The organism is Larkinella bovis (assembly GCF_042655385.1).
GTDB classification, from domain to species: domain Bacteria; phylum Bacteroidota; class Bacteroidia; order Cytophagales; family Spirosomataceae; genus Larkinella; species Larkinella bovis.
In genome coordinates, this window is sequence record NZ_JBHSMA010000011.1 from 100827 (window position 1) to 114031 (window position 13205).

Sequence of the window (13205 nt, forward strand, 5' to 3'; positions counted from 1 at the left end):
TGAATGAAAGCATTTGTTGTTTAAAAGTAAACTAAGCCTGATTTTCAGCCGTTTAAACAAGCGCTGATTTCATTCAAATATACGACATTTCGGCCAAATTTCCGCTACCGGACCAGCAGAATCGACCCCCGTTTTACGACTTTTGGCCGTTCCGGATAATATAAACTTTTGAAGGTGATCGAATAGGCGTAAACCATCGACGGGTAGGCCTGCCCCCGGTAGAGACCGTCCCATTTCTGTTCCGGATCATTCGAGAAAAAGATCACTTCGCCCCAGCGGTTAAATACCCGAAATTCGAAATCCGTAACGTAAGATGTAAAGACATCCAGCAAGTCGTTCTGGCCGTCGCCGTTCGGTGTAAAAGCATCCGGAATAACCACCCGGGGTTCGCATTTATCGACCACAAAAGCCGTATCGGTTCGCACACACCCATTCGTCCCCGTTACCCGTATGGCGTATTTGCCCACATCCAGAACGGTTATCCGGGGCGTGCTGTCGCCCGAGTGCGGCCAGAAATAGGTCAGATCACTGGCACCTGTCGCCTGCAAAACCGCCTTGCCATTGTCGCCCACGCACAACGGAACCTCTTTGGTCAGGCTGAAATTCGGCAATGGCAGAAACGTCAGTTTCACCTCGTCGGAAACCTTACAGGCCCCCTGGGTCGCCACCACCGAGTAGGTCCCGGAAGCCGAGGGCTGAATGGAGGCCGTCGTTGCACCGGTTGACCATTGGTAGGTTGCCCCCGTCGATGCCGTCACCTCCAGGCGAAAGTCCGGACTTGGGCATAAGGTCGTATCCGGTCCCAGGCTGACCGTCGGCGGCAATTGAACGAACACGATCTTCCGGTCGGAAGCTTCGCAGCCGCCCTGTGAGGCCCAGTACGTCAGTACAATGGGCAGGGTTCCCGCCAGGCTATCGGCAGGCGTAAACCGCCCCGTACTATCGACGCCCCGCCCCGTCCAGAAACCGCCCGCCGGTGTTGCTCCGCTGAGCGTCAGAATTGGGGCATTGGCACAGATTTCCAGCGGTGGCCCGGCTTCGACGATCGGCTTGGGATTAAAGCTCACCACAATCTCATCGGAACCCTGGCAGCCAGTCAGCGCGTTACGAACCGTCAGCCGGTAGGGCCCGGGGGTGGTCACATTGATCGAGGGGGTCGTCTGGCCCGTATTCCATTGGTAAACATCGCCGGGCGTTTGCACGAGCGTCGCCAGCAGAATTGTATCGCCAATGCATTTACCCCGGTCCGGACCCAGGGAAACAAAACCGGTGGTATCGACCGGCACCCGAATGTTGTTCAGGGTATCCAGACAGCCGCCCGCATCCCGCGCTTCGACGCTGTAAACCCCGCCGTCGATCCCCGTCAGACCGGAACCGTTGCCGACGACCGTACCGCTGGCATCCCGCCAGATAAATTCCGTCGGTCGTCCGCGGACAATCGTCAGTTGGATCGAGCCACTTTGGGGAACCGTACACAGAGCCGTCTTGGGTTGTGCCTGCAACTCAATGCTATTGTTGGACCGGAGCGTTATCGTTGTATCGACCGTACAGGCATTATCGCTGATGATCCGAACCGAATACTCACCGTCCCGGATTCCCTGCAACAGCGCGGTGGTATCGCCGATCGGTTGCCCGCCAAAGCTCCATTCATAGCGCCGGACGGTGGCCGAGCCCACGCTGAGCCGGATGCTGCCGTCGGCGGTTGTACAACCGGTTGGGGGGGTCAGGAAGGCCGTCACGGCCGGTTTGGGCAGGGCGACAACCGCCACCGTGTCTGTATTTTCGCAACCGTTAATATCTTTCACAATGACCGAATACTCGCCAGCTTTGTCAACGGTTGTAGTCCGTCCGGTCGAACCGTTGCTCCACTGGAAGCTGGTCCAGGCGTTGCCAGGAGCGGATAACGTAATCGAGCCATTGAGGCAAACCGTAGTGTCGGGGCCTAAGCTGAAATTGGGTGGCCGACGCAAGGTTACGTTAATCGTATCGCTTGAAAAACAGCCGCCGTTGGCCGCAATGACGATGAACTGCCCCGGCGGAATCCCGTTATACGCCGATGACCCGGGCACCGTCACCGGCAAGGTTCGTCCGTTGTACCCTCGGATCAAGCGCCCGTTTCGTATCCAGAGATAAAGACCGGCTTCTACTTTGGCGTCGAGTGTCACGATGTTCCTACAACTGTCGATATCCGGCCCTAGATTGATGGGATCAGGCGTTTTAACGATGGTTACCTGCTGCGTAATCAGTGTATCCTTACAAATACCACCGTCCGAACGCATGGTGACAATACGCAGACTGACCGAATACGTTCCTGGCTGGGCGTAGGTATGCGTAGCCTGCGTGGCCGTGGAGCTGAACGGCGCACTTCCATCTCCCCAGTTCCAGGTGTAATTATCCTTCAACGGAGGGCACATGGGGGTCACCGTAAATTGCGTCGGCGAACCCGCACAGGTGTCGGCATACGAAAAACCGGGTGAACTCGACGGTTCGTTGAAATTGGCCACCATGTTGGGCAATCCCAGCTGGCTGGTCGGGCCGTTCAGGTTGACGCCGTTCGGGTTAAACGTGGCCGGAGCCAGCAGTTCGTCGTTCGGGTTTTCAATCACTCCTAAACTGCTCCCGTTTTTAATCGCGACGTAAATCCGCCCGTCCGAACCGATCTGTAAGGCACCATACTCCCGGTTTTTGGTACTGTCCAAAACCGACTTCGACGCTTCGATGGCCGCCGGGTCCGGATTGGTCAGGTCGTAAATCAGAATCTGGGATGCGTGCGCCGTATCGCCCTGCAATGTCACGTACAGCTTCGAACCATCCGGCGAAAACTCGACCCCGTAGGCTTTGGGTGGCGCCGGACCGATATTGATGCGGGGGCCACCGGTCATCACGCCGGTTGAATCGTTGAAGGTAAAAACCTCGACGTAGTTCGTCGGCGGACCGGGCACTACCACCGCCAGCGGGCGGTTTCCGTTGCCAGTCGTATCGGCCGGACCGATTTTCATGTAGCCTTCGCCCTTGGTCGTCGTGTCGTGCGCCATCCCGAGCGCATACTCCGTCGGTCCTTCGGCCCCGTTCTTCGTGATGTGGTAAACCTGGAATTTGTTGTTGCCGTAATCGTGGGAAATCACCCAGTAGGTCGTATCGCGGTCGTTTCGCACCGACGCCAGCCGTTCCGTGGTCATCGAATCGACCAGCGTATTCTTCTCGACAATGGCCCCAATGCCCTGATTGTACCGCATATCGACGGTACTCACGCTCAGAATTTTCTTCCCGTTAATCTCGGAAGTCGTATACACTTTGTACAGGTATTCGCAGCCCCGACAGGTGGGTTGCGGCACAATCAGCGCCGACTGGGTGGAATTCTGACTTCCCTGCAACTGGGCCGTATCCGCCGGGTTAAGCGGTTTCATCGGATTGCCATTCTTGTCGTAAATATTGATCCCACCGGTGTAGAAAAGAAGCTGGCCTTTGGTATTGGAGATCGACGAAGAGCCTTCGATGGTGTTCAGTTTCCCGTCGTCCAGTGCCGTGGGACTCCCGCCCGAAAAGTCAATTCCGGCGTTATTTCCGAAATACCACTTGGCACCCTGCTGCTGAGGACGCTGCCCGCAGACCTGCACATTGATCCGGTCTTCGACGGAACAGACGTTTTGCCGGTCGGCCTGACTACCAATCCAGACTTCGACGGAATAACAGCCCGCGCTATCAACCTGAATAGTCTGGGTGGTGTCGCCTTTCGGATACCAGAAAAAACGGGCACCCGCCGGAGCGCCGTTCGGATACGGATCAAGGGTAATCTTCTGCCCGTTACACAGCATCGTGTCCGTCCGCCAGTTCTGAAACTGGGGCGGAGGGATACCAATTGGAACGTCCTTGGTAGCGGTCTGAGTAGTTCCATCCTGCATCGTCCGCGTTAACGTCACCGTATACGTGCCGGGGTTATTATACGTGTGTTTGGGCTTGGCTACCGACGATGTATCCTGACCGGAACCGGGATCACCAAAACGCCAGACCCGGGACCGGACATTGGGAACCGTATCTTCAAACATGAGCCCCGTTTCGCACGACGGATCCGGAATACAAAACTTGCCGCTTACTTTAATGCCCGATGGTCCGGCGGTTTGTGCACGGGCCATGCCGACGAATAGCCCCCAACACAGAAGCATCCACCCCAGCCGTCGTACCATTCCTGTATAGGTTGTCATTCGTTGCCAATAATAATCTCCAGTACCTCGCCTGACCCGTTTTTGTTGCATTCCGTTGCTTTCATTGGTGTTAAACCGGGCAAATTGTAAACGAAATGGCGACCCTAAAAATTTTATAGGTCCCCGCTCATAGATTTCGTCGCCGGTCGCTACCTTTATCTACGCGGGTTAGTGCAATTTTACGCCAAAAATACGTTTATGTTTTAGTGTTTACCGGAAGTAGTTTGGCAGGTTGTTTGCATTAAAGATACAGATATGTTGAAACGTTACATTCTTTTACTCCTTGGCTGGTTAACCGTCGGTACGGTTTGGGCACAGGATCCGCAGTTTTCCCAGTTCTACGCGGCTCCCCTGTACCTGAACCCCGCCTTTGCCGGTTCGGCCCTGGCCCCGCGTGTGATGGTCAATTACCGCAACCAATGGCCTGCCGTGACCAACTACGTGACGTCAATGGTGAGCGTGGACCACTTCTTTGAACGCTATAACAGCGGTGTTGGTTTGATGCTTCAGAATGATAACCAAGGCCAGGGACGTATTCGGTCGACCGACATCGGTTTGCAATACTCGTATCAGATTCAGGTAGCCGACCAAACGTTCGTTCGCCTGGGCGTGCAGGGTTCCTACGTCAACCGCTCCATCAACTGGTTTGGACTTACCTTCGGTGATCAATACAATAACGGCGGTTTTACCGGCAACCCGACCACCGATCCGGTCGTGACCAACGGTTCGCCTAAAGTGTCGTACCTGGATTTCTCGACCGGCGGTTTGCTGTATTCCGACTGGTACTGGATCGGCGTAGCCGCCCATCACCTCAGCCGCCCGAATCAGGGGGTTTTTATCGTGAGCGACGAAAGCCGGCTGCCGCTCAAAGGCAGCGTTCATGCCGGTTTACGGATTCCATTTGCCGGTTTTACGGGTCTGGGCGACGAATGGGATCGTGAAAAAACCATTTCCCCCGCCGTCAATTACCGGTTTCAGGGCAAGTACGATCAACTGGATCTGGGGGTTTACATGACCTACTCGCCAATAGTTGTCGGGCTCTGGTACCGGGGCCTGCCGTTGAAAAAATACGCGCCCAACATCACCAACCGCGAATCGCTCATCGCCCTGGTCGGTTTCCGTCAGGATGCGTTCTCAATCGGTTACAGCTACGATGCCACCATTTCCTCCCTCGGCCCCGGCAGCGGGGGTGCTCACGAAATCTCGCTTTCGTACACCTTCGAAAACTGGCCCCCGGGCAAACCCAAAAACCGCAACTCCCGCAAACAGCTCTCCTGTCCGAAATTCTGACGCTAGCCCAAAACCGGGCAGGGTTTACCGTCAGCCAAGGTCTTTGACGACCAACTGCACCGTGTAGCGGCTTTTCTGCTCGACCAGCAGCTTTTTGTTGACCAGCACCCGATCGATGGTTTTTTCGTCGTAATGCCGGATGGTGATCAATTCCAGCCCCTCGTTGTAACTGATCCGGAAATCTTCCTGCAACTGCGGTAGCAGCCGGGCCAGACGTTCCGGCTGGTTATCGACAACGACCGAAAAACTGATGGCGGTATTCTGCATCAGATTGATTTTGATGCCATATTCCGCAAACTGGCCGAAAATCTTACTCAGATTTTCTTCGGCAATGAACGAAAAGTCCTTCGGATGCAGCGAAATCAGCGTCTGGTTCATCTTAAAAATGAACGACGGGATGGGCAAGCGTTTTTCAAAATTTCCAATGACGGTTCCCGGTTCCTCCGGTTTCAGAAACGACCGCACGTAGAGTGGAATTTCCTTATTCTGCAGCGGTTTGATGGTTTTCGGATGAATGACCGTCGCACCGTAATAGGCCAGTTCGATGGCATCCTGGTAGGTCAACTGGTCGATTTTAACGGTTTCATCGAACCAGCGGGGATCGGCATTCAGAACACCCGGCACATCTTTCCAGATGGTAACGCTTTCGGCGTCGAGACAGTAAGCAAAAATAGCCGCTGTATAGTCCGAGCCATCGCGCCCCAGGGTCGTTGTGTTGCCTTCGTCTGTACTTCCCACAAAACCCTGCGTAATGACAACGCTCGTATCCAGCAATTCGGCGAGTGTATCCGTGATGTATTCACAGGTTTGATCCCAATCGACCTTTCCTTCACGGTAGCTATCGTCCGTCCGGATCAGCCGCCGGGCATCCACCCAGTAGGAATCCAGCCCCGATTGGTTCAGATACGCATTAACGATGCGGGTCGACAGCAGTTCGCCGAACGAAACCAGTTGGTCATAAATCCGGTCGGGAGGGCTGTAGGCATCCGGTTCCTGACTCAGCGTAGCTTCAATGTCCACAAACAGCTCAAAAACCGGCTCAAAAATCGCCGGATTGCTACCGGACAACTCATTGATCACCTGCTCGTGTTTTGCCCGTATATCCTGCCAGAGGCTGTGTACATCGGGCTGCTGGCGGAGGTAAGCCCAGGTCAATTGTTCCAGCGCATTGGTGGTTTCGCCCATCGCCGAAATCACGACCAGCAATTGTTTCGGATCTTGTTGCCGGATAATGCCCGCTACATTCCGAACGCCCTGGGCATCTTTCACCGACGCTCCACCGAACTTAAATACATGCATTTTACGATCCGTAATGAAAAGGAACGCGGTTGAGTCGCCGGTACGGTCGATCAACGAAAATCCGCATCTCAACATCGCACGAACGGCCCAACCGCGCTGCCGGAAAAATTATCAAGCGGTTACCGCCCGCTCGGTATAAATCAGTTCACGAACGGCATTGGCAATGCCCTGGGGGTCAAAACCGCATTCCCGGTGCAGGTCAATCTGTTCGCCGTGTTCAATAATGGCATCCGGAATACCCAGCCGCTTCACGCGGGCTACATAGCCATGATCGGTCATAAACTCCAGCACCGCGCTGCCAAAACCGCCCATCAGACAACCATCTTCAACCGTCAGCACCTTATCGTAGCGCTGGAAGATTTCGTGAAGCATGGCCTCATCGAGCGGTTTTACAAACCGCATATCGTAATGGGCGGGCTGGATATGTTCGTTTTCGAGAAGATTGCAGGCCGTCACGGCGTAATTTCCGATGGGGCCAATGGTCAAAATCGCCACTTCCCGACCGTCGCGAATTTTGCGTCCTTTCCCGATTTCGATCGGCTCCAGCGGGGTTTTCCAGTTGGGCATAACGCCTTCCCCCCGCGGATACCGGATCGTAAAGGCCTGTTTACCCTCCTGAATCGTACCAGACTGCGCCGTAAACATCAGATTACGAAGTTCCTGCTCGTTCATGGGGCTGGATACAATCATGTTCGGTACGCAACGCATGAACGCCAGATCGTACGCACCGTGGTGCGTTGGCCCGTCGGCCCCGGCAAAACCGGCCCGATCGAGACAGAAAATAACCGGCAACTCCTGAATACAGACGTCATGAATGACCTGATCGTAGGCCCGCTGCATGAACGTGGAGTAAATATTGCAGAAAACCACCTGCCCCTGCGTGGCCATACCCGCCGAGAAGGTCACGGCATGCTGTTCGGCAATACCGACGTCAAACGCCCGGTCCGGGATGGCTTTCATCATGATGTTCATCGACGACCCCGACGGCATGGCGGGCGTGACGCCCACAATTTTCTCGTTGACTTCCGCCAGTTCGACCAGGGTATGCCCGAAAACATCCTGGTATTTGGGCGGTTGGGGCGTATCGTAAACTTTCTTTTTGATTTCACCCGTCACCTTATCGAACAAACCGGGTGCGTGCCATTTGGTCTGATCCTTCTCGGCGGGGCCGTAGCCCTTGCCTTTTACCGTCAGACAGTGCAGCAGTTTGGGTCCGGGAATATCTTTCAGATCGTTCATGACACTGACCAGATGATCGATGTCATGGCCGTCGATGGGACCAAAATACCGCAAATGCAGCGATTCGAACAGGTTGCTCTGTTTCAGCAGCGACGCTTTCAGGCCGGTTTCGATTTTGGAAACGATATCCTGGGCGCTTTTGCCGAAATTGCTCATTTTGCCCAACAGGTTCCAGACTTCGTCTTTCACCTTGTTGTAGGTCGGCGAGGTGGTAATGTCGGTCAGGTATTCGCGCAGGGCACCCACATTCGGGTCAATGGACATGCAGTTATCGTTCAGGATAATCAGCAGATCGGCTTCTGTCGAGCCCGCGTGGTTCATGCCTTCAAACGCCAGACCGGCCGTCATGGCTCCGTCGCCAATGACGGCAATATGGTGTCGTTTCGGATTATTTTGCAGTTGGGAAGCCACCGCCATCCCCAAAGCCGCCGAAATCGACGTGGATGAGTGACCTACGCCGAAGGCGTCGTAGGGACTTTCCTTGCGTTTCGGAAAACCGGACAAGCCCTTGTAAAACCGGTTGGTATGAAAATTGTCGCGCCGGCCGGTCAGAATTTTGTGGCCGTACGCCTGATGGCCCACGTCCCAAACCAGCTGATCGTCCGGTGTATTGAACACGTAATGAAGGGCCACCGTTAGCTCGACTACGCCCAGACTTGCGCCGAAATGCCCGCCGTATACTGAAACGTTATCAACGATGAATTGCCGGAGTTCGGCACAGACTTGCGGGAGCGCGGTTTGATCTAGATTCCGGAGGTCTTCCGGTTTGTCAATCTTGGCGAGCAGCTTGCCGGGTGTGATCAACATAGTGAGTAGGCTGGTAAAAATTGTTTTTCATAAACTCGCTGTGATAACAAACTGTTTTACAACGTACGTTCATGAAATAATGGCCGGGCAAAAGTACAAAAAAAATACAAACTGTCTATTCAATGAACCAATTCAACCGCCCGGAAAGGTCGCCCTGGTAAAAGACCCGAAAAGCACCCCAAAATTGCATTTTAAGGTGCTTTTCGTGAAATCATCAAACATAGCCTTGTTTCTTCAGCGAAAAACCGCTTCACGATTTCCGCGAGAAAAATACAATTTTAAGATTTAACCCCGCTGACTGGCCCGAAACAATTTCTGTTTTTCTTCCCGCGTCAGGCTTTCGTAACCCGACCGCGAAATTTTATCCAGAATAGCATCGATTTCGTCCTGATCCGGCATAGAAACGGCCGATGAGGACGAGGGCGCGGTATACGCACCGGCACTCATGCTGGCACTGCTGCGCTGGCGGTACGACACCTTAACCGGCGGTTTTTTCCGGAACAGGCTCTGCCAGCCGTCCATGACCCAGTAGATGGGTTGGCCCAGATCCGTTCCATTCTGCAACATTTTAATAAACAGAAAACCGATCACCGCTCCGCCAAGGTGGGAAAGTTCCCCCCCCGCATTGGGGCCAATTGACCGGGCCAGCGACAGAATGATGTAGAAGAAGGCGATGTATTTGATTCGGACCGGACCGAAAAACAGCAGATGAAAGGTGTAATTCGGCAAGAGCGTTGATGCCCCCACCGCCACGGAGAAGGCTGCCGCCGAAGCGCCCCACATCCGGGCTTCGCTCACCTGGGCGTGGAAATACGGAAGCAGGTTGTAAATGGCAATATACGCCAGCCCGCCGGCCAAACCGCCCAGCATATACAGGGCAACGAGCCGCCGATTGCCGAGGTATTCGTCAATCAGCCGCCCGAACCAGTACAGAAAGAGCATGTTGAACAGGATATGAAAAACGTCTTCGTGCGTGAAGAAGTACGTAATCATAGTCCACGGTTTCATGATGAGAGTGCCCAGCGAAGCCGGTAACTGGAGTTGATCGACAATCAGGCCATAGACGCCCGACATTTCTGCCAGGGTCAGGATGACTTTCAGGATCAAAAGCAGTAAAAACACAATGGTATTAATAAGAATCAACTGCACCAACGTGTTGTTGGGCTTGTTGAATTCGCTCCGGAAGTCATCTAACAGTCCACTCATCACTCAATAAAAATTATTTCTTTGTTTACCCCAATATTTCACCAGTATGAAGGCAAACAGCATACCACCAATGTGGGCAAAATGCGCTACATTGTCGGCCTGCGCCCGATAAACACCCGAATACAACTCGTATGCGCCGTAAAATGCCACCAGGTATTTGGCCTTGATGGGAATCGGCGGAAATAACAGGAAAAGTTCGGTATTTGGAAATAATAATCCAAATGCCATCAATATTCCGAAGATCGCCCCCGACGCGCCAACCATCGGTATCGCCAGTTGCTGCTCGTAATACGAGGTAACCAGTTGCACCGCTCCCCGCATATACGACGGATTGTTGGGGCTTTCTTCAAATACCCGTAAAAAATTGTCGCCCTGGGCAAGCAGGCCCCGGTCCGACAAGAACAATTCCAGCGACTCCGGTGTCGGGCTACTTTTGAAAGCAGCCACTGCATCTCGTAACTGGCTGGCTTCAAAATAGTTTACGCCAGAAAATAATAATCCGGCCCCAATGCCGGTAATCAGGTAAAAAATGGTGAATCGCTTGCTCCCCCAAACCGTCTCCAGCATGGGACCAAAGAAGAATAACCCCAGCATATTACTGAAAAGATGCCAGAAATCGGCATGCAAAAACATATGCGTGACTAATTGGTGCGGACCAAATGCCGGTGAAAGAAACGAATACAGTCCGAAAGAGCTAATCAGATCGATTCCCGACGCTTTTACAAAAAATAAACCAATATTAATCAAAAGGAGCGCCCTGACAACCGGCGTAAGGTTCGACATAAAGGTGTAACGTTTTCTGGCAAAGTAATCATATCAGGATCGAAATAATCCCGCTAATTTATCCAACGTCAAGACAGTCGTAATCGGTTCACCGTTTGGCGTATAGGATGCGTTTGTCGATGCAATTAATTGTTCTACCAGCGCTTTCTGTTCTGGTTCGGCCAGCGGTTTTTGCTGCCGAACCGCCGACCGGCGGGCCAGCGACCGCGCCAGCACTTCGGCCCGCTCCAGTTTGAGCCGCCCGGTATCTTCGCGCAGCTGCGCCAGCAAATTGGCAAATAATTCTTCTTCGTTTTCGCCCACCGACAGCGCCGGAACGCCCCGGATCAGGAAGGCATTCTGGCCGACTTCGTCGAACAGAAAGCCCAGACTGGTCAGGTCTTCGCGTAATTCGAGCGCCAGGTTGTAATCGACGGGCATCACCGATACGGTTTTGGGAAACAGCAATTGCTGCGATACGCCGTTCCGTTTCGTCAACGCTGCCTGATACTGGTCGTACAGCACCCGTTCGTACGCCCGGCGCTGGTCGATCACCAGCAGCCCGGCCGGCACCGGCGTCAGCAGATACCGGTTTTGCACCTGCATGACCGCGCCAATGGTTTCGGGCCAAACCGGCGAGGTTTTCAGGTGATTGACGCGGCTTTCCAGCGTGAGGGCTTCCGTTTCCGCCGGCCCCTCATGGGTTTCGAACAGGTTAACCGGTTCGGTAGCGGTTTCCGGCTTTTCCAGCCCTTCGAACATCGCCTGCCAGTTGGCCGCCGACTTGCGGGGAAAATCAAGACCGGAAGCCGGTTTGGGTTCCAGCCGATCGTTCGCCCAGACCGGATTCATGGGCCGGGGCGCTGACCGGTTTTGCGGCTCTGCCGGACTGCCGCCAAGTCCTTCTGACGAACGGCGGGGGGCCGGGGTCACCGGCAGGAAGTTAACATTGGAATCAAAATCGAGGGAGGGCGTCAGATTATAGACACCAACCGCCTTCCGGACGGCCGCCATGACGATGGCGTATACCGACCGTTCATCGTCGAATTTGATTTCGGTTTTTGTCGGGTGAATGTTGATATCAATATGCGACGGATCGATTTCGATAAACAGGACATAGAACGGGTGAAAACCCTCCTGAATGGTTCCTTCGTAGGCCCCCACGACGGCATGGTGCAGGTAGTTGTGCTTGACAAACCGGGAATTGACGAAAAAGAACTGTTCTCCACGCGTTTTACGGGCAAATTCCGGTTTTCCAATATACCCCCGAACGTTCACATATGGGGTTTCCTCCTCGCAAAAAGCCAGTTGTTCCCGGTATTGTTTCCCGAATAAATCGACAATCCGGCGACTCAGCTTGCCCGCCTGCAGGTTATAAACTTCCGAATCGTTATGGTAAAGAGAAAACGCGACATCAGGATGAGCTAATGCTACCCGCTGAAACTCATCCAGAATATGCCGCATTTCGACGGAATTGGATTTCAGGAAATTACGCCGGGCCGGAACATTGAAGAATAAATTTTTTACCAGAATATTGGTCCCGGGCAGACACGAAACCGACTCCTGCGATTTAATTTCGGAGCCTTCGATCCGGATCAATGTTCCCAATTCATCGCCCCGGGTTGCTTCAGACCGCCGGGTTCGCAATTCAACCTGGGCAATGGCCGCAATGGACGCCAGGGCCTCGCCCCGAAAACCCATCGTCCGGATGCGAAACAAATCATCCGACGAGCGGATTTTGGACGTTGCGTGTCGTTCAAAACTCATCCGCGCGTCCGTCTCAGACATGCCAATACCATCATCTATAATCTGAATCAATGATTTACCGGCCTCACGGATAATAATTTGTACGGTTTTTGCTTTGGCATCTATGGAATTTTCGAGCAATTCTTTAACCACAGATGCTGGCCGTTGCACCACCTCCCCTGCCGCAATCTGATTGGCAATTGAATCCGGTAATAGTTGAATAATATTCAACATTTTGTATTTATCTAATAATTCGAATTCTTAATTGAAGATCAAATTACTACTTTTCCACGATATTAGAAAAATCAACCAGGATAGGTTTCGTAATTTTGTAAATCTTTTTTCTCGGTTCCTTGTTATAGTAATAATTCAAGACTAACTTTGAATATTAACAGAAACAAACCCGCTTTTGTGGTTGATAAAGGGATGATTTAACGAGGTTTTCAGCGCCTTGTCTTCAATGCAGGATAGTACGATTTTACCCAAATACCGAGATGAAGAAGGTCAAATTAAACATGGTTTTGCACTGGGTGGTTTTCTTTCCCATCATTTTACCGCTGTGTATGATATTCGGAGCTGTGCAGGGCGCAATGCAAATGGCGGAACGGGTGCTTAACCAGTTCTGGTCGGATGTCACCCCCACGATTAAGTGAT

At 53.2% G+C, this 13205-nt stretch carries 8 protein-coding genes; 2 read left to right on the forward strand and 6 right to left on the reverse strand.

Going from position 1 to position 13205, the window contains the following annotated elements; translation table 11 throughout:
- Window positions 1-104 precede the first annotated feature (104 nt).
- Entirely contained in the window at window positions 105-4202 is a 4098-nt protein-coding gene (locus ACFPMF_RS23280; RefSeq protein WP_379849616.1) for a PKD domain-containing protein, read from the reverse strand.
- Between the two features lie 255 nt (window positions 4203-4457).
- Here ACFPMF_RS23280 and ACFPMF_RS23285 point away from each other — a divergent pair, with 255 nt between their 5' ends.
- Window positions 4458-5492, forward strand: a complete 1035-nt coding sequence (locus ACFPMF_RS23285; RefSeq protein ID WP_379849618.1) for a PorP/SprF family type IX secretion system membrane protein — start codon at window positions 4458-4460, stop codon at window positions 5490-5492.
- Between the two features lie 30 nt (window positions 5493-5522).
- Here the strand turns inward: ACFPMF_RS23285 and ACFPMF_RS23290 are convergent, their stop codons facing one another.
- The 5 genes from ACFPMF_RS23290 to mutL form a co-directional block, all read right to left on the reverse strand.
- The gene (locus ACFPMF_RS23290; RefSeq protein WP_379849620.1) at window positions 5523-6791 is read right to left on the reverse strand and encodes an aspartate kinase; all 1269 of its coding nucleotides are present in this window, start codon (window positions 6789-6791) and stop codon (window positions 5523-5525) included.
- Window positions 6792-6902: 111 nt separating this feature from the next.
- Window positions 6903-8837 (reverse strand): 1-deoxy-D-xylulose-5-phosphate synthase, encoded by a 1935-nt coding sequence (gene dxs / locus ACFPMF_RS23295; RefSeq protein WP_379849622.1) that lies wholly within the window; start codon window positions 8835-8837, stop codon window positions 6903-6905.
- A gap of 285 nt (window positions 8838-9122) precedes the next feature.
- A complete protein-coding gene (locus ACFPMF_RS23300; protein ID WP_379849624.1) occupies window positions 9123-10043 on the reverse strand; it encodes a rhomboid family intramembrane serine protease in 921 nt (306 codons plus the stop codon).
- A 3-nt stretch (window positions 10044-10046) separates the two neighbouring features.
- On the reverse strand, window positions 10047-10826 hold the full coding sequence (locus ACFPMF_RS23305; protein WP_379849626.1) for a rhomboid family intramembrane serine protease: 780 nt from the start codon (window positions 10824-10826) through the stop codon (window positions 10047-10049).
- 33 nt (window positions 10827-10859) lie between these two features.
- Complete coding sequence (mutL, locus tag ACFPMF_RS23310) at window positions 10860-12785, reverse strand: DNA mismatch repair endonuclease MutL (protein ID WP_379849628.1); 1926 nt, start codon at window positions 12783-12785, stop codon at window positions 10860-10862.
- Window positions 12786-13045: 260 nt separating this feature from the next.
- Between mutL and ACFPMF_RS23315 the strand changes: the two genes are divergently transcribed.
- Complete coding sequence (locus ACFPMF_RS23315) at window positions 13046-13204, forward strand: hypothetical protein (protein WP_379849630.1); 159 nt, start codon at window positions 13046-13048, stop codon at window positions 13202-13204.
- The last annotated feature ends 1 nt before the right edge of the window (window position 13205 follow it).